The organism is Phyllobacterium trifolii (genome assembly GCF_014192095.1).
GTDB classification, from domain to species: Bacteria; Pseudomonadota; Alphaproteobacteria; order Rhizobiales; family Rhizobiaceae; genus Phyllobacterium; species Phyllobacterium trifolii.
On the sequence record NZ_JACHXN010000004.1, the window covers coordinates 337,236 to 355,108 of the forward strand.

The window sequence follows — 17,873 nt, forward strand, 5'->3', positions numbered from 1 at the left end:
TGTCAGACGCTCAGGAACCTATGTGAGCCTTCTCGCCACGCTCTTTGGCCAAGCGCACCTGCTTCTGCCGCTCGGCAAAACGGGCACGATCTTCGTCCGTGCGCTCGTGGTAGCAATTCGGACAGGAGACACCCTCTTCGAACAGCGGCGAGAGCTTGTCCTCCGGCGCAATCGGATTGCGGCAGGCGTGGCAAAGTTCCGCCTCACCCTCGATGAGACCATGGCCAACAGATACCCGCTCGTCAAAGACGAAACATTCGCCCTCCCAGCGACTTTCCTCAGCGGGCACATCCTCGAGATATTTGAGGATACCGCCCTTCAGATGAAATACGTCATCGAAGCCGAGGCCTTTGACATAGGCCGTCGCCTTCTCGCATCGAATACCGCCAGTGCAGAACATGGCGATCTTCTTGCCTTCCAGTTCCTCGCGGTGGCTCTCCACCCACTGCGGAAACTCGCGAAACGTCTTGGTCTGCGGATCGACGGCACCTTGAAACGTCCCGATCGCCGTCTCGTAATCGTTACGCGTGTCGATGACGATCGTGCCCGGATCGGAGATCAGCGCATTCCAGTCGGTCGCCGGCACATAGGTCCCGACGCTTTGCAGCGGGTCGATATCATCGACGCCCATGGTGACGATTTCCTTTTTCAGCCGTACCTTCATGCGCTTGAAAGGCATCTCGCTCGCGTATGAGTACTTCAGCTCCATCCCGGCAATGGCCGGTTCGGCCTCGAGGAAATCAACGAGCATCTTGATCGCCGCAGGCGTTCCGGCAACAGTGCCGTTGATACCCTCTGCGGCCAAAAGCAGTGTACCCTTGATCCCCTGCCCGCAGCAAAGCTTCGCCAGCGGCTCCTGCAGCGACTGGTAGTGATCCAGCCGGGCAAAGCGATAGAGTGCTGCCACCGTAAAGGGCATGTTTGAGGTATGGTCTGTCATGATCGCATCCAACTACTGCGCTAAAGCGTTAAATTCAAGGGTTTTGGGAGGAGACCGTAAGAGGCACATTTATTGTGCGTGGTTCGACAGGCTCACCATGACGGAGGCTGTTGGCTGCAAAGGTAACCACCAACGAGGCAAATTTTGACGCCCTGCAATCAACCCCACTCCCTCATGGTGAGCTTGTCGAACCACGCACTGCTGAAATGCCTGATCCAGAAAAGGTAGACAAACCGGATGCACACTACTAAATCGATTGAAGTTCCAGTCAGCGGAGAATTGAAATGACCCAGAAGACCGATCTGCTCTTACCCGTCCTCAAGGGCCAGCCGGTTATTCCGGTCATTCTCATTCAAAATCTTGCCGATGCCGTTCCATTGGCGCGGGCGCTTGCCAAGGGTGGATTGCCGGCAATCGAGATCACGTTGCGCACTGCTGCTGCTCTCGATGCCATCCGTGCCGTCGCCAATGAAGTGCCGGAGGCCATCGTCGGCGCCGGAACCATTCTCAATGCCCGTCAGTATGACGAGGCCGTCAACGCGGGTTCTCGTTTCATCGTCAGCCCCGGAGCGACACCGCAGCTCATCGAAGCCGCGCGCGACAGCAAGGTACCGCTGCTTCCAGGCGCCATCACGCCGGGCGAGATCATGTCCTTGCGCGAAGAAGGCTACACGATGCTGAAGTTTTTCCCCGCCGAACAGGCCGGCGGCGCGGCCTTCCTGAAATCCTTGTCGTCGCCGCTGGCCGGCACGCTGTTCTGCCCGACCGGTGGCGTCAGCATCGCCAACGCCAAAACCTATCTCAACCTGCCGAATGTCGTCTGCGTGGGTGGCTCGTGGGTTGCCCCGGAAGACCTGGTAAAGGCCGGAAAGTGGGACGAGATCACCAAGCTCGCAGCCGAGGCAGTGAAGCTCGCAGGTTAACGCCGGTTATGGGAGTACCGGGATGAGGCGCATTTGCAGCGCGGCCTCGATTTCGAGGTAGACTGCCTCTTCAGAAAAAATGACATCGCTGTTATCGAAGCGAGTTACGTGGAAGCCCTGACCGCGCAAAAATGTATCACGGTCCTGATCGTGCTGGATACCACTGGCTGTTGCATGCGTATCGCCGTCTACCTCAATGATAATACGTGCGGATAGCCAGGCAAAATCAGCGACATATGGCCCGATTGGTGTCTCCCGGCGAAATCGGGCCCCGCGACCGCGGAAACACCGCAGTATGTCCCACATACGCCGTTCCGCCATGGTCAACTCGCGGCGGAGCGTTTTCGCCCGCATCCTGGTTTTTGGCTAAACGTTGCTATGTGGCATGAAGAGACCCCTCCCCGTCGCTTCGCTCCGTCCCTCCCCACGAGGGGGAGGGTAAGGCGCTCAATTCTGCAGTATTTTCAAACGCCGGAATATAGGACTTTAGCGTAACGACAGGCGCGACGGTCTTACCCTCCCCCTTGTGGGGAGGGAGGCTGCGTAGCAGCAGGGAGGGGTTTTTCTTGCCGCCGTTACGATCCGTGCGTCGGATTGAACTTGGCGATCTGCAGGAATGTAACCGCCTTGCCAGTAAACTTGTTGGCGTTGGCGACCGGCAGGCTCTGCTGGAAGCCGGCCGTATAGACCGTCGTCGGGGCCGTTCGCATTTCTGCATTGCGCAGGACTGCCGGTGTCACTGCCGGTGCCGTCTCCGCGACCTGCTCGGTCGAGAGGGCGCGGTCCGGAACGTCCGAGGAAACCTGGATCGCTTTCGGAGTCTGGCCCTGTGCGGCCTGCTTGCGCGGCTTGGCGCCCTTGGCCGTCGTGATCACGCCATTGTTGAGCGCGGCAACCGGATCACCAGAGCCTTGAGCATCGAGCATCGTCCGGCGCAGTGATGGCTGCGTTTCAATCGACGCCATTTGTGTATTCTGCTGTGCAGCCGGTTTCACACGACCACCAGTTGTTCCCGGTAATGTCGGCATCTCGGGCGTCGGCTGCGAAGCGGAAACGACATTTCCATGCTCGCTATCGGCCTGCTTGATAAGCGCCTGCAGATCATCCTCCGGAGCCGGAATAACCTCTTCTTCGGCCGCCGCAGTGGCCTGAATTGCTTCGGTGACGGGACGCTGATCAGGCACAAGCGATGCAACCATCATGTCATTGCGCTTGGGCTTGTCGAAGGGTACCGGCACGAGCGCATTGGCCATTTCGGGCTGCGCCGTATCGGCAGTCGCGTTGTTGGGATTGGCCGCAATCATCTCACGAATAGCGCTGGCGCTATCCTGCGGCTGCGGTCGCGGCATCGGCAAGGCGGCGATGACAGTCGATTGATCCTCGGCAAGCGCATTGAGCGTTGACGGATCTCCCGGTGCCGGCGTCGGCGAATAGTCGGGACGGCGCAGCGGCACGGGAATCGCAAAGGCCAAGGCCCGGTTGTCTTCCGGCGATGTCGCAAGTGGCGCGTCAGGTCGCGGCGCGGTCAAAGGCGCAGGTGCACCGCGCACCGGCAGGTCCGGAGCGATCTGTTGCTCTTCGGGTTGAGGCTGGGCACGCGTTGCGACAGCCGGCGCGGCCGGTGCAGCGGTCTCACCTCCATCGGCGTCTTCGGCTATCGCGGCTGGCTTGGTCGACAGCGTCTTCGAAGGCTTGGAAGCAGTAGCGACAGCAACTTTGCTCTCACTGGTATCCTCTTCCTCATCGGCGCCACCGCCAAAGATCATGCCGAACAGTGTCTTACCACTGCGGCTCGAACTTGAGGAAGCACTCGCGACCTGAATTGCACTGCCACCATTGCGCCTGCGCGATTCATAGGCGGCGACTGCCTGGTCATAGCCGGGTAACGGCTTGCCATCGGAAGGAATATGCATGGTCTTGCCGTCGGGGAACACGGCCAGCAGTTCCCTGCGGCTCATGCGTGGCCAGTGACGGACATTGCCGACGTCGGTATGGACGAAAGGAGAGCCGGAGGTCGGATAGTAGCCAACGCCGCCAGCCTGGAATTTCATCGCTGTAACGCGAAGTGTGGAAAGCTTTACACCCGGCAGATACCAGTCCATGGCCTTGCCCAGCATGTGCTGGCTTGTCTTCGCCACACCGCGCGAACGGGAACGCAGCATGGAATTTGTGGTAGGAGAGCGATAGGCAGATACCACATTGATGTAGTCCCTGCCGCCGACATTCTGATAAATCTGCCAGACCAGATCGAAGAGGCGGGGGTCCATCTTCGTCGGCTCGTTGCGGCGCCAGTCACGCAGGAACTTGTTGAGCTTGTTCAGCCCATCCTGCTGATAACGGCCATTTCTCTTGAACGTAATCTCGGCACGTTCCTTGGTATGGATGAAATAAAGCCTGAGAGTCCTCGTCTCGGCGGAAGCCTGTGCGGATGCGAACAACATCGGCACAAAGACCATGAGGAACACAAACCAGCCGGCGCGCATAATAGAACTCGCCCACGATCTGTTGTTCTGTGCATGAATCATGTTTGACAATTTCGTCCCCAACCTTGACCGTCTTTTCCAACCCCCGAATAGCTGGATTGTCCGATTTAATGGTTAATGGTCGCTTTACTGAAGAACAAATACGTTGAGAGCATGGCGAAAACGCATATCGAATCCAGTGTTTTGTGACATGGTCAACGGGTTGTTAACAGCAGGATTAAGGCTTTTTTTCAAATGAATCCACCCCTCAAAAGTCTAAAAGTTGCTACAAAGTGGGACAAGCAAGACGGAACTGGATCAATTGCCAACCGACTCTTAAGGTTTAGCTCCTTTATCGAGGGCCTCTGATTCGCCCTCCAAACTTCAATATTCTGGTGCCAAAATGCGTTCAAAAATCAACAAATACTCGCTTGATACCGTGGTCACGGCTCCCTCCAAATCGGGCAGCACTGCTGCCGTGAAAGCCGATCAGGCAGCGCTCGGCCTGCTACCCGAATGGAACCTTGCCGATCTCTACCCGTCCACAGAAAGCAGCGAGCTCAAGGCCGATCTCAAAAAGGCTGACGAACTCGCCGTCGAATTCGAGAAACGCTGGAAGGGCAATCTCGCCGCCGAGGCGGCCGAACCGAAAGGCGGAGAGTTTGCCCAATCGATCCAAGAATTCGAAGCCCTGGAAGAACTCATCGGCAAGATCGTCTCCTTCGCCGGGCTGGTCTATGCCGGCGATACGTCCGATCCCAAACGCGCCAAACTTTACGGCGATATCCAGCAGAAGATGACCGATGCGAGCACGCATCTGATCTTCTACAGCCTGGAACTCAACCGCATCGATGACGCGATCATCGAAAAAGCCATGGCCGAAAACCCGGCCATCGCCCACTATCGCCCATGGTTGGTAGACCTGCGCAAGGACAAGCCCTACCAGCTCGACGACAAGATCGAGCAGCTTTTCCACGAAAAGTCGATTACCGGACGCGGCGCCTGGAACCGTCTGTTTGACGAAACCATGACGGCGCTGCGCTTTGAAGTGAATGGCGAGGAATTGCCGCTCGAACCGACCTTGAATCTCTTGCAGGATGCAGATGCCTCCCTGCGCAAAGCCGGTTTTGAAGCACTGGCCAAGACCTTCAAGGAAAACCTCCGTGTTTTCACGCTGATCACCAATACGCTGGCCAAGGACAAGGAAATCTCCGATCGCTGGCGTGGCTTTGAGGACATCGCCGATAGCCGCCACTTGGCCAACCGCGTCGAGCGCGAGGTGGTCGACGCCCTTTCCGAGGCCGTGCAGGACGCCTATCCGCGCCTGTCGCATCGATATTACGCGCTCAAGGCCAAATGGCTTGGCCTTGAATATCTGAACAATTGGGACCGCAATGCCCCCCTGCCGGAAACGCCGCAGGCTGTCATTTCATGGACGGACGCGCGCGAAACCGTGCTTTCCGCCTATAGTGGCTTTGCGCCGGAAATGGCCGAAATCGCCAAGGCTTTCTTCGACAAAAACTGGATCGATGCGCCGACCCGCCCCGGCAAATCGCCCGGCGCCTTCGCCCACCCGACCGTTCCCTCGGTGCATCCCTATGTGCTCCTGAACTACATGGGCAAGCCGCGCGATGTGATGACCCTCGCGCACGAACTTGGCCACGGCGTGCATCAGGTGCTTGCCGGCGATCAGGGCGCACTCATGGCTTCGACGCCGCTGACTCTCGCCGAAACTGCTTCCGTCTTCGGCGAAATGCTCACTTTCCGCTCGCTGCTTGAAAAGACCCGCGACAAACGCGAGCGCAAGGCCATGCTGGCGCAAAAAGCCGAAGACATGATCAACACGGTGGTACGGCAGATCGCATTCTACCAGTTCGAGCGCCGGGTTCACGCCGAGCGCAACAACGGCGAACTCACCTCGGACCGTATCGGTGAGATCTGGTTGGATGTGCAGAAGGAAAGCCTCGGACCAGCGGTACATTTCGGTGCCGGCTACGAAACCTTCTGGACCTATATCCCGCACTTCATCCACTCGCCGTTCTATGTCTACGCCTATGCCTTCGGCGATTGCTTGGTGAACTCGCTCTATGCGGTCTATCAGAACGCCGAAGCAGGATTTCAGGAGAAATATTTCGACATGTTGAAGGCCGGCGGCACCAAGCATCATTCCGAATTGCTTGCGCCCTTCGGCCTCGATGCGACGGACCCAGCCTTTTGGCAAAAGGGCCTTTCCGTCATCGAGGGCATCATCGACGAGCTGGAGGCGATGGACGCCGCATAATGACGACCTCCGCCCCCGTGCACACGCCCTATGATGGCTCGGCGCAACCCTTCACCATAGGGTTGCAGCAGCTCGACCTGAAAGACTGGATCGAGATCGACGACAATCTTCTCGCCTATCTCGCTGAGAAAGAACGGCTTTTTGCGCTCTACGGCGACAGGATTTTAGTCGAGGAGTCCGGAACAGGAGATGCCCAAAAGGAAGTGCTGGAACTCCTCAGCACCCATCTCGTCGAGCACTATCCTGAGATCTACTCCATCGACGGCGGGAACGTCAAAATTGCGGGATGGAACAAACCCATATCGCTCGGTGAAACGGCTATCCCCCACCTGCATCGCGCCGCAAGCCTAGTTCAGGAGGACCTTGTGTTGATGCGCAAGGACGAGACGCGCGGCTGGCATCTCGCCGCCGCCTCGCTATCGTTTCCGTCCTCCTGGACGCTTCTGGAAAAATTCGGGCGCTCCATGGACGATATCCACGCTCCTGTGCCCGATTTTGGTGCAGGCACCCGCAATGCCGGGCTGATCACCCGCATGTTCGACAATCTGCGCCCGGATCGCTCGGTCCAGCGCATGAACTGGTCGCTGCAGCCCGACGGCAATCTCTATCATCCGCTCGCCAGCCACCAGAAGGGCGCGCGCTACACTGACGAGGATATTGCAGCCCAAAGCTATGTTCGCGTCGAGCGGCAGACGCTGCGCAAACTGCCCGTATCGGGCGATATTCTTTTTACCATCCGCATTTATCTCGATCCTATAAGTGCCCTTAAGAAACACCCCGAATGCCGTAATTTAGCGGAAGCTTTTGCACGCCAGCTCGAAGCGCTAAATCCTGCGCAACTGCACTACAAAGGTATTATGACAATCCGCGACCGGCTTATCGACGCGCTGAAACGCCTATAGCCGCGTTTTAATTAACAGTAGTTCGGAATTTCACCATAAAAGAGCAACTGGTTGTTTGCTCTTTGTCACGTCTATGCTCTATGGTTTCTTTGAAGCCGCTTTCTGACGGCTGTACTCATTGATGGAGATCAAAATTAGGAGCAACAAAAAAATGGCGAAGGCTCAATGGCCTGTACATGGAGAAATTACCGGTCCGATCGTGATGATTGGTTTCGGGTCCATCGGACGGGGTACCCTGCCCCTCATCGAACGCCACTTCAAATACGATAAATCCCGCCTGATCGTTGTCGATCCCAGCGATGCCAACAAGAAACTGCTCGACGAGCGCGGCATCCGCTTCATCCAGGAAGCAGTCACAAAAGAAAATTACAAGACGCTGCTCAAGCCGCTTCTCACCGAAGGCGGCGGACAAGGCTTCTGCGTCAATCTTTCCGTCGATACCTCATCGGTCGATATTCTGCGCCTGTGCCGCAAAGTCGGCGCGCTCTATATCGATACGGTCATCGAGCCTTGGCCGGGCTTCTATTATGCCAACGACCTCGACAACGCCGACCGAACCAATTACGCCCTGCGCCAGACACTGCTTGCCGAGAAGAAGAAGCATCCAGGCGGTCCAACCGCGGTTTCGTGCTGCGGCGCCAATCCGGGCATGGTCTCGTGGTTCGTCAAGCAGGCTGTGCTTAACCTTGCCAGAGACCTGAACGTCGACCACAAGGAGCCCGCCCGCACGGATCGCGAGAACTGGGCCCGCCTGATGGACAAGGTCGGCGTCAAGGGCATCCATATTGCCGAGCGCGATACGCAGCGCGCCGGCGAGCCGAAGCCTTTTGGCGCCTTCTGGAACACGTGGTCTGTCGAAGGTTTCATTTCCGAAGGCCTGCAACCGGCCGAACTCGGCTGGGGTACCCACGAAAAGTGGATGCCGAAAAATGCCCGCAAGCAGAAGAAGGGCAACAAGGCCGCGATCTTTCTCGAACAGCCCGGCGCCGATACCCGCATCCGTACCTGGTGCCCGACAGAAGGCGCACAATTTGGCCTGCTTGTCACGCACAATGAGGCGATCTCGATCGCGGATTTCTTTACGGTGTTGGACAAGAAGGGCAAGGCCGCCTACCGGCCCACATGCCACTACGCCTACCACCCTGCCAATGTCGCGACCCTGTCGCTCGACGAAATGTTCGGGGCAGCCGGTCAGCCGCAGGCGATCCAGCACGTACTCGACGAATCCGAGATCGTCGACGGCGCGGATGAACTCGGCGTGCTGCTCTATGGCCACGACAAGAATGCCTATTGGTATGGTTCGCAGCTGACGATCGAGGAAGCCCGCAAGCTGGCTCCCTATCAGAATGCTACAGGTCTGCAGGTCTCGTCTGCGGTCATGGCAGGCATGGTCTGGGCGCTGGAAAATCCCGATGCGGGTATTGTCGAAACCGACGAGATGGATTTCCGCCGCTGCCTTGAAGTCCAGACACCCTATCTTGGTCCGCTCAAGGGTCACTACACAGACTGGACTCCCCTGGAGAACCGGCCGGGCCTGTTCAAGGAAAATCTCGATCTTGAGGACCCCTGGCAGTTCCGCAACATCCTGGTGCGGTAATATCGGAATTTAATTAGAACGGCAGCCTCTCTTGGCTGCCGTTGTTTATTTTAACCATTTCACCATCGGTTGAGCGCTCATCCCGGCCCATAATTCCGGATCTCCACTATCCTCATATCCGTGCGCCAGATAAAATCGATGAGCTGTTTGAGTGCTCGACAGGAAGCTCTTTTTGTTTCCTTGCGCACACACGTAGTTCTCGAGATATTGCATCAACTCCAGACTGACACTCTCAAACCGGGCATCTGGTGAAACATAGTTCAGCAGAATTTCCCCCTTGGCAGATGCAGATCCTACTCCGATAATTTCGCCGCCGCGTTCGGCGACAAGCACTTTCTGGTCGGCCGATTCAATCCACGCGCGAACATTTTCGACCGTTTTGTTGGCGAGCCACTGATCGAGTGTCGCCTGATCGCCTTCGTGATCGGCGATACATAGCTCCAAGATCGACCGTCGCAGCACTATACATGCCCGTTCCGTATCAGACACTGTTGCAACCCGCACAAGCATAGACTTCCCTCTAGATTCCCACATCTACCCGCGCACCAGGTATTCCAACAGACATTAGCCGGTAGAGCAAACACCCTGTACTTCGAATTTACAATTAAACTTAGGTCTTGTTTTTGCTTGATTTTCACGGCATTTAAAGAGCGAGATCCACTGGGAGATTGTCTGGATGAAACGCTTTTCGGTTGCCACCGGCACAGCAACACTGGCCCTGATCCTTTCCGGCTGTATGAGCGGCGGTGTTCAGGAGGGTGGTCCTGCGCAGACGACTCGTCCAACTGACGCCGTGCAGGGTCAATGGTTCGACACGTCGGGAGTTGCTTTCTCCAATTTCAATAACGGGGCGTTCGAAACGCGCGCCAACGATACCAAGGAAAAGCTGGCCGAGGGCAATTATCGTTTCGCCTCTGCAAATCTGATCGAGATCAACCTCCGTTCGCTCGCCCGTGGCACCCAGTCCAAGGTCAATTGTGCCCTTGTCAACGCCGCTCAGCTCAATTGCACCTCGTCATCGGGTCAGCAATTCTCGCTGACGCGCCGCTCCCCGCAAGTGGGTTAATCCAGGCAGTCGCACTCTCCTTTTTCGCCACCCTCAGGCTTGACTCGGACGGCGGCATTCCCGTGAAGTGATGAAACCATTGCCTTGTCACAATGGCGCCAAGTAGCCATGACAGCATCACGCTCAAAACGACGGAGCTCTCCATGCCAAGAATAATAGCCACCATTCTGCTAGCGACCTCAACCCTTGGCATGACAGCGGGCGCGGCGATGGCCGATTACACGCTGAATATCCTGCATATCAACGACCAGCATTCGCGCATCGAGCCGATCAACAAATATGATTCCACCTGCTCGGCCGAGGAAGAGAGCAAGAACGAGTGTTTCGGCGGCATTGCCCGGGTCAAGGCCAAGATCGATGAGCGTCGCGCCGCTCTGTCCAAGGATGGCGGCAATGTCATCGTGCTTGATGCAGGCGACGAGTTCCAGGGCTCGCTGTTCTATACGACCTACAAGGGCGATGACACGGCCGAGTTCATGAACGGCATCGGCTTCGATGTCATGGCGCTCGGCAATCACGAGTTCGACGATACGCCGGTCACGTTGGCCAAGTTCCTCGACAAGGTGAAATTCCCGGTCATTTCCAGCAACACGGAAGCTGCGGCGGATTCGCCTATCGCCGGCAAGTACAAGCCCTATATCGTCAAGGAAATCGGCGGCCAGAAGATCGGCATCATCTCGGCTCTGACCACCGATACGGCGGAAATCTCCAGCCCCGGCCCGAGCGTCAAATTTGCCGATGAGATCGAAACCTTGAGAAAACAAGCGGAGGCGCTGAAGGCCGAAGGGGTCAACAAGATCATCGCGCTCAACCACGACGGCTATCTGAAGGACAAGGAGATCGCGGCCAAAGTCGATGGCATCGATGTGATTGTCGGCGGCCACAGCCATACGCTTCTGTCCAACACCGATCCGGAAGCGCTTGGCCCCTACCCGACACTGGTCAAAAATCCTTCCGGCCGCGATGTACCCATCGTCCAGGCGAAGTCCTACTCGAAATATCTCGGCGAGCTCAAAGTGACCTTTGACGATGATGGCAATGTGACGAAGAGCGAGGGCGCGCCGATCCTGCTCGATTCCTCCGTCACACCCGACCCGGCCTTCGTTGCCCGCGTCAAGGAACTTGCCAAGCCCCTCGAAGAACTGAAGTCTCGCAAAGTAGGCGAATCCACCGGCGTGCTCGAAGCGGCGCGTGAGGTTTGCCGCTTCAAGGAATGCAGCATGGGCGATGCTGTCGCCGATGCCATGCTGGACCGCGTCAAGGGACAAGGCGTCACCATCGCCATCATCAATGGCGGCGGCTTGCGCGCTTCGATCGATGCAGGCGACGTCACGATGGGCGAAGTGCTGACGGTACTGCCGTTCCAGAACACACTCGCGACGTTTCAGTTGCGAGGCTCCGATGTCGTCGCAGCTCTGGAAAACGGCGTGAGCCAGATCGATCAGGGCGCCGGGCGCTTCCCGCAGGTTGCAGGGTTGAAATATGCCTTCGACGTCTCGAAACCGGTGGGCAGCCGCATATCCGATGTTCGGGTGATGCAGGGTGAAAGCTGGCGGCCGATCGATGTCGAGGCCACCTATGGCGTGGTCTCCAACAATTACATGCGCGCTGGCGGCGACGGCTACAAGATTTTCTCGACGAACGCCGTCAACGCTTACGACTACGGTCCGGGTCTCGAACTCGTCCTTGCCGATTATCTGGGCAAGCATACACCGTACAAGCCCTACACCGACGGCCGTATTACAGTTCTGGCACACGGCGCTTCGGCTGAAGCCAAATCTTCGGAACCCGCAACAGCTCCGAAGACTCCGGAAGCCGCCAAGCCTGCTGAAACAGCGGCTGCCGCTTCAGCAGCCAACCACCATCCTGATTCCTATACGATCAAGCGCGGGGACAATTTCTGGGACATTGCCGAAGAGATCTACGGCAAAGGTAGCGAATGGAAGAAGCTCGCCGAAGCCAATCCGGACATGAAGGCAATGAAGCTGCCGATCGGCGCCCAAATGAAAGTACCAGCGATCTAGAGCCAGTAGTTCGCACAGCCATACCGCCTATCTCCCCCCTTGTGGGGGGCGAAGGCGGGCGAGACCCGTGGCTCGCCCCCTCACCCTTCGCTCAGGCGTTGGCCACGACCGGCACCGCGCCAAGCACCTTGCGCATCAGCCCATAGTGCACGGCACCACCCGCCACAGCACCGAGCAGCCAGCCCCAATCGCCGCCATTGGGAATCATGCCGGTCGCACCAAGCACCGAAAGCCCGATCGAGAATACACTGGAGATCGCCAGAGCGATCAGCGCCCTGCTGTTCCAGCCGCCGTCGAAATAGAGCGACCCTTCCGGAGACATGGTATAGAGGTCCTCGAGCACGACCTGCTGCCGCTTCACCAGGTAATAATCGGCAATCATGATGCCAAAGATCGGACCGAGCACCGCGCCGAAAATGCTGACGAAAATGGTGATCGCGTGGGGACTGGATACGAAGAGCCAGGGGCAGACCAGCACCGAAAGGATCGAGGTAATCAATCCCCCGAGACGAAAGTTGATCTTCTCGGGAAAGAGATTGGCGATATCGTAGGCAGGTGAGACAAAATTGGCGACGATATTGATGCCCATTGTTGCGACGATAAAGGTAATCGAGCCAAGAATGACAACCCACGGATTGTTGATGCGCTCGACAATCGCCACTGGATCGAGGATCGCTTCGCCGAAGACCTGCACCGTTCCTGCAGTGACAATCACGACGATGATGGCGAACACGATGAAGTTTACCGGAAGTCCAAGGAAATTGCCGACCTTCATGGCCCTTTCGTCCCGCGAGAACCGGGAAAAGTCACCGAAGTTAAGCAGCAGAGCCGCAAAATATGCCACGATCAGCATCGACGCATTCGCCATGTGGGTGAGCGATGAGCCCTCGGCTGGTGGAGCAAGCTGCAGCGAAAGACTGGAAAACCCGGTTTGTGAAAGGATCCAGAGTGCGAGCGCGAACATCACAACATAGACGACAGGTCCGCAGAAATCGATAAACTTGCGGATTGACTCCATACCTCGCAGAAATATCAGAAGCTGGAATATCCACATGAACAGGAAGCTGAGCCAACCGAGTGTTGATAGGCCGAATATGTCGTTGTGCGTATAATCCGCAGCCGCGGGGTAAAGCGTTATCGCCAATGCCTGGACCGCCTTGGAGGCAAAATAGGTCTGCACGCCGTACCAGACGATTCCGACTATCCCGCGCAAGACGGCAGCAAGATTTGCACCCATGACGCCAAAGGACATGCGCGCTGCAACCGGGAACGGGATACCGTATTTCAGCGATGGCCGTCCTATGAGGTTCATAAGGAAATAAACTGCGGTAATGCCGACGATCATCGAAATGAGTACCTCCCAGCCGGTCAATCCGAGGAAGAACAGGCTGGCGGCAAACGTGTAACCACCAACGGAATGGACGTCCGACATCCACATCGCGAAGAGGCTGAAGGCGCCCCAAGTGCGCCCTTCCGGTGCTGTCGGCGCCAGATCCTGGCTGTAGAGCTGCGGGTGAGCGCCTGTGATGACGAGGGTGGGGGGTGTCGCATGCGGATTGCTGGCCATGGAAATCGCTTCCTTCGTCTGATGAACAAGAACGAATAATTCAACGCAAGTTCCGTGCCAGTTGAAAGCGCTGTCGGTGAGCCGGCAAAGAAGTCAAAAGTGCTGTCCTTGTGCCTGCGAAATCAGCATATTGCTGTTTTGGTGACTTATTCTTGAAAAAGACTACTCGACATGTGGCCTTTCGCACTCTTGCAATCAGCCTCGTCCTGATTAGGTTCTGTTGAGATTCGAGGTCAGGGCGCGCCGAAAATGATGATTTTCGAGAACCGGAGCGGAGTGAACTTTTGGGTTCATGAGCACCGGATCGTAGAAAAGCGCCATTTGCAGGCCGTCATGGCACGAATATCAACAGAACCTGGGTTCCACGCCCAGAAGTGGAGTGTTGCACATGGCAATTTCGGGAGGTGATCTGTCGGCGGTGGAAAAGCCGGAAGACCATCCGCGCATCGAAACATCGAAGATCGGCGTTCTCCTTGTCAATCTCGGCACGCCGGATGGCACCGACAAGACGTCGATGCGGCGCTATCTGAAGGAATTTCTTTCGGACAAGCGCGTCATCGAGTGGCCTCGCGCCATCTGGCTGCCGGTGCTCTATGGCATTGTGCTCAACACCCGCCCGAAGAAATCCGGCGCACTCTATGACAAGATCTGGAACCGCGAGCGCAATGAATCCCCCTTGCGCACCTACACCCGCTCGCAGGGTGAAAAGCTCGGCGTCGCGCTTGCCTCGCAGTCTGAGATCGTCGTCGATTGGGGGATGCGCTATGGCCAGCCTTCGATCGAACAGGCGCTGGAGCGGTTGGACAAGCAGGGCTGCAAGCGCATCCTGATGTTTCCGCTTTACCCGCAATATTCGGCAACGACGACAGCGACGGTCAATGACAAGTTTTTCGAAGCGCTCATCAAGATGCGCTTCATGCCCGCAACGCGCACTGTCCCCTCCTATCAAGACGAAGCCGTCTATATCGATGCCCTCGCGACCTCCATCGAAAAGCACTACGCGACGCTTGATTTCGAACCGGAAGTGCTGATCGCCTCCTATCACGGCATACCGCAAAGCTATTTCAAGCGCGGCGATCCCTACCCCTGCCATTGCTGGAAGACGACGCGGCTATTGCGCGAACGGCTCGGCTGGAGCGAGGACAAGCTGATCACCTGTTTCCAGTCGCGTTTCGGCCCGGAAGAATGGATGCAGCCCTACGCGGACAAGACATTGGAGAAACTCGCCAGGGAAGGCGTCAAATCCGTTGCCGTCTTCAACCCGGGTTTCGTTTCGGATTGTCTTGAAACGCTCGAGGAAATCGCGGTCGCAGGCGCCGAAATCTTCCATCACAATGGCGGCGTCAACTTCACCCATATCCCCTGCCTCAACGACAGTGAGGAAGGCATGAAGGTCATCGAGACGCTTGTCCGCCGCGAACTGCAAGGCTGGGTCTAACCTCCAAAACATTGGTTCCGCAAACCCTCGCGAGAATCAGAACTATCGTCTATCGTGCACGCGCCGGCGAGTTGTGATTATTGAAGCTGCCCATAAGGTCAGCCAGGGGAGGCCATAGATGAGCGGTTTTGACTTCACGATACCAGTACTTGTCGTTCTTGTGCTTGTGGTTCTGTTTGCGGGCGTCAAGACAGTGCCGCAAGGCTACAACTATACGATCGAGCGCTTCGGCAAATACACGCGCACCCTTGCTCCCGGCCTCAATCTCATCGTGCCGTTCTTCGATCGCATCGGCGCCAAGCTGAACATGATGGAGCAGGTGCTGAACGTTCCGACCCAGGAAGTCATCACCAAGGACAACGCGAACATCGCCGTCGATGGCATCGCCTTTTACCAGATCCTCAATGCGCCGCAGGCGGCCTATCAGGTCAGCGGGCTGCAAAATGCCATTCTGAACCTGACCATGACCAATATCCGTACCGTCATGGGCTCCATGGTTCTCGACGAACTCCTGTCGAACCGCGATACGATCAATGATCGCCTGTTGCGCGTCGTGGACGAGGCCGCGCATTCCTGGGGCATCAAGATGACCCGCGTCGAGATCAAGGATATCAATCCGCCGCAGGACCTCCTCGACTCGATGGGCCGCCAGATGAAAGCGGAGCGCGACAAACGCGCCGTCGTTCTGGAAGCCGAGGGCACAAGGGCAGCGCAGATCCTGCGCGCCGAAGGTCTCAAGCAGGCTCAGATCCTCGAAGCCGAGGGCAGGCGCGAGGCGGCATTCCGCGAAGCCGAAGGCCGCGAGCGTCTGGCCGAGGCCGAAGCCAAGGCGACGGAATTCGTTTCTGCGGCAATCAGCGGCGGCAATGTGCAGGCGCTCAACTATTTCGTGGCACAGAAATACACCGAGGCATTTGGCAAGTTCGCGACCAGCCCCAACCAGAAGGTCATCCTGATGCCGATGGAGGCGTCCGCTCTCATCGGCTCGCTCGGCGGTATCGGCGCGATTGCCCGTGAGGTGTTTGGCGACAACGCTGCGACAAACCCCACCACCCCGTCGACACCACCCGCACGCGGCCGCAGCGTTCCGGGCACTGGGTCAAATTCATGATCCTGGCGAGAGGAGGCGCTTAGATGCTGGAACGCCTGTTTTCCGAGCTTGGACCCTGGAACTGGGTGGTCCTCGGGCTGGTCCTGATGATCCTTGAAGTAGCAGCGCCGGGGATATTCTTCCTGTGGTTCGGTATCGCCGCGCTCATCGTTGGCGGGATCGCCATCCTGTTTGGCGATACCGCATGGATGCACTGGCAAATTCAGGTCATCCTGTTCCTGATCCTCTCCGTCATAGCCGTTTTCATCGGCCGCAGGCTGATCGGCGCAACCGATGTGGAATCGGACGAACCGCTGCTCAACCGGCGCGGCGAACAGCTGATCGGCCAGGTGGTGACACTGGAAGAGGCGACGGTCAACGGCCGTGGCCGGGCCCGCGTCGGCGATAGTCTGTGGCGCGTGACGGGACCCGACCTCGCAGCGGGAACGCGCGTGCGCATCACCGGCATCGATCGTGGAACGCTCGTGGTGGAGGCGGCCTGAATGGCCACGGCTCCGTTGATACCTAAGCTGCCCCTATCCTGAGCAAATCATGGAAATGCACGATCCCGACCGGAACGTTCTTTTCGGTCACGATCAGCGCGCCGATATTGTGATCGTTGAGCAGCGCCAGCGCCGCGCTTGCCAGCATCGTCGGCGGCACGGTCTTGGGTTGCCGAGTCATGATCTCGTCGACGGTCATCGTCGCCAGATTGCGGTGCAGATTGCGTGAAAGGTCGCCATCAGTGATGATCCCCGCAAGTGTCCCCTCGTCATCGAGCACGGCCACGCAGCCAAAGCGCTTGTCTGCCAGCACCTTCATCGCCTCGGGCATCGGCATTCCGAGTGGCACCAGCGGCAGCTGATCTCCACGATGCATGATCTCGCGCACATGGGTGAGACTTGCGCCGAGCGATCCGCCCGGGTGGAATGTTTTGAAATCGCCTGCCGTGAAGCCCCGCGCCTCGAGCAGCGCCACTGCCACCGCATCACCCATGGCAAGCTGCATCAGCGTCGAAGTCGTCGGCGCCAGGCCGTGCGGACATGCTTCCGTCACCCGCGGCATCAAAAGCACCACGTCGGCAGCTGTTGCCAGCGCTGAATTCTCGCCTGCGGTCACTGCGATCAAGGGAATGCGGAACCGCCGCGAATAGCTGACGATACCCTTGAGCTCCGCCGTGTCTCCAGACCAGGAAATGGCGAGAATGGCATCGTCGACGGCAATCATGCCGAGATCGCCGTGATTGGCCTCGGAGGGGTGCACGAAGAAAGCCGGCGTGCCGGTCGAAGCGAAGGTCGCAGCTATTTTCGAGCCGATATGGCCGCTCTTGCCGACGCCGGTGACGATGATGCGCCCGCGCACTCCGGCAATCATTTCGATCGCCTTGCAAAAAGCCTCGGCCAAAGGACCTTCCAGCGCACTGCTCAGCGCGGCCAGCCCGTCCGTCTCGGTTGAAATCGTCCGCTTGGCCGAATCGACGGCTGCGGTTTTGTCCAGTTCGGTATCGTTTATTGCCTGCATGGCCGCAACCGTTAACGCCTCCGCTCGCCGCTGTCCAATATTTGTTCGTGGCAGCACCATAC

At 57.7% G+C, this 17,873-nt stretch carries 15 protein-coding genes; 9 read left to right on the plus strand and 6 right to left on the minus strand.

All coding sequences use genetic code 11. From position 1 onward, the window contains the following. Positions 1–10: 10 nt before the first annotated feature. Complete coding sequence (gene trhO / locus FHS21_RS08715; protein ID WP_183661663.1) at positions 11–940, minus strand: oxygen-dependent tRNA uridine(34) hydroxylase TrhO; 930 nt, start codon at positions 938–940, stop codon at positions 11–13. A gap of 284 nt (positions 941–1,224) precedes the next feature. On the opposite strand from trhO, the gene FHS21_RS08720 reads away from it, so the two are divergent. Next, positions 1,225–1,863, plus strand: a complete 639-nt coding sequence (locus FHS21_RS08720; protein WP_112531678.1) for a 2-dehydro-3-deoxy-phosphogluconate aldolase — start codon at positions 1,225–1,227, stop codon at positions 1,861–1,863. A gap of 6 nt (positions 1,864–1,869) precedes the next feature. Here FHS21_RS08720 and FHS21_RS08725 read toward each other — a convergent pair whose 3' ends face one another. Together FHS21_RS08725 and mepK are read right to left on the minus strand one after the other, a co-directional pair. Then, the gene (locus FHS21_RS08725; protein WP_281386051.1) at positions 1,870–2,217 is read right to left on the minus strand and encodes an endonuclease domain-containing protein; all 348 of its coding nucleotides are present in this window, start codon (positions 2,215–2,217) and stop codon (positions 1,870–1,872) included. Between the two features lie 221 nt (positions 2,218–2,438). Then, positions 2,439–4,346: a peptidoglycan L,D-endopeptidase MepK gene (mepK, locus tag FHS21_RS08730; RefSeq protein ID WP_512699164.1), complete on the minus strand. Its 1,908-nt coding sequence runs from the start codon at positions 4,344–4,346 to the stop codon at positions 2,439–2,441. 382 nt (positions 4,347–4,728) lie between these two features. Here mepK and FHS21_RS08735 point away from each other — a divergent pair, with 382 nt between their 5' ends. The 3 genes from FHS21_RS08735 to FHS21_RS08745 all read left to right on the plus strand — a co-directional run bounded on the left by FHS21_RS08735 (position 4,729) and on the right by FHS21_RS08745 (position 9,105). After that, positions 4,729–6,606 carry a M3 family oligoendopeptidase gene (locus tag FHS21_RS08735; protein ID WP_112531679.1) on the plus strand — a complete coding sequence of 626 codons (1,878 nt, stop codon included), beginning with the start codon at positions 4,729–4,731 and terminating at the stop codon, positions 6,604–6,606. Then, positions 6,606–7,508, plus strand: a complete 903-nt coding sequence (locus FHS21_RS08740) for a heme-dependent oxidative N-demethylase family protein (protein WP_112531680.1) — start codon at positions 6,606–6,608, stop codon at positions 7,506–7,508. The genes FHS21_RS08735 and FHS21_RS08740 overlap by 1 nt, the downstream gene beginning before the upstream one ends. Positions 7,509–7,659: 151 nt before the next feature. Then, positions 7,660–9,105 carry a homospermidine synthase gene (locus FHS21_RS08745; RefSeq protein WP_183661664.1) on the plus strand — a complete coding sequence of 482 codons (1,446 nt, stop codon included), beginning with the start codon at positions 7,660–7,662 and terminating at the stop codon, positions 9,103–9,105. Between the two features lie 45 nt (positions 9,106–9,150). Here the strand turns inward: FHS21_RS08745 and FHS21_RS08750 are convergent, their stop codons facing one another. Further along, positions 9,151–9,594, minus strand: a complete 444-nt coding sequence (locus tag FHS21_RS08750; RefSeq protein ID WP_312879857.1) for a GNAT family N-acetyltransferase — start codon at positions 9,592–9,594, stop codon at positions 9,151–9,153. A gap of 187 nt (positions 9,595–9,781) precedes the next feature. Here FHS21_RS08750 and omp10 point away from each other — a divergent pair, with 187 nt between their 5' ends. After that, positions 9,782–10,171: an outer membrane lipoprotein Omp10 gene (gene omp10, locus FHS21_RS08755; protein WP_112531683.1), complete on the plus strand. Its 390-nt coding sequence runs from the start codon at positions 9,782–9,784 to the stop codon at positions 10,169–10,171. Positions 10,172–10,314: 143 nt separating this feature from the next. Further along, positions 10,315–12,195: a 5'-nucleotidase C-terminal domain-containing protein gene (locus FHS21_RS08760; protein WP_112531714.1), complete on the plus strand. Its 1,881-nt coding sequence runs from the start codon at positions 10,315–10,317 to the stop codon at positions 12,193–12,195. Between the two features lie 91 nt (positions 12,196–12,286). Here FHS21_RS08760 and FHS21_RS08765 read toward each other — a convergent pair whose 3' ends face one another. After that, positions 12,287–13,762: an NCS1 family nucleobase:cation symporter-1 gene (locus FHS21_RS08765; RefSeq protein WP_112531684.1), complete on the minus strand. Its 1,476-nt coding sequence runs from the start codon at positions 13,760–13,762 to the stop codon at positions 12,287–12,289. A gap of 388 nt (positions 13,763–14,150) precedes the next feature. Between FHS21_RS08765 and hemH the strand changes: the two genes are divergently transcribed. The 3 genes from hemH (at position 14,151) to FHS21_RS08780 (ending at position 16,793) form a co-directional block, all read left to right on the plus strand. Continuing rightward, positions 14,151–15,200, plus strand: coding sequence for a ferrochelatase (gene hemH, locus FHS21_RS08770; protein ID WP_183661665.1), 1,050 nt, complete (start codon positions 14,151–14,153; stop codon positions 15,198–15,200). Positions 15,201–15,318: 118 nt separating this feature from the next. Next, entirely contained in the window at positions 15,319–16,311 is a 993-nt protein-coding gene (locus FHS21_RS08775) for an SPFH domain-containing protein (RefSeq protein ID WP_112531686.1), read from the plus strand. Between the two features lie 23 nt (positions 16,312–16,334). After that, on the plus strand, positions 16,335–16,793 hold the full coding sequence (locus FHS21_RS08780; protein ID WP_112531687.1) for an NfeD family protein: 459 nt from the start codon (positions 16,335–16,337) through the stop codon (positions 16,791–16,793). A gap of 22 nt (positions 16,794–16,815) precedes the next feature. Here the strand turns inward: FHS21_RS08780 and FHS21_RS08785 are convergent, their stop codons facing one another. Beyond that, on the minus strand, positions 16,816–17,811 hold the full coding sequence (locus tag FHS21_RS08785) for a KpsF/GutQ family sugar-phosphate isomerase (RefSeq protein WP_112531688.1): 996 nt from the start codon (positions 17,809–17,811) through the stop codon (positions 16,816–16,818). Between the last annotated feature and the right edge of the window lie 62 nt (positions 17,812–17,873).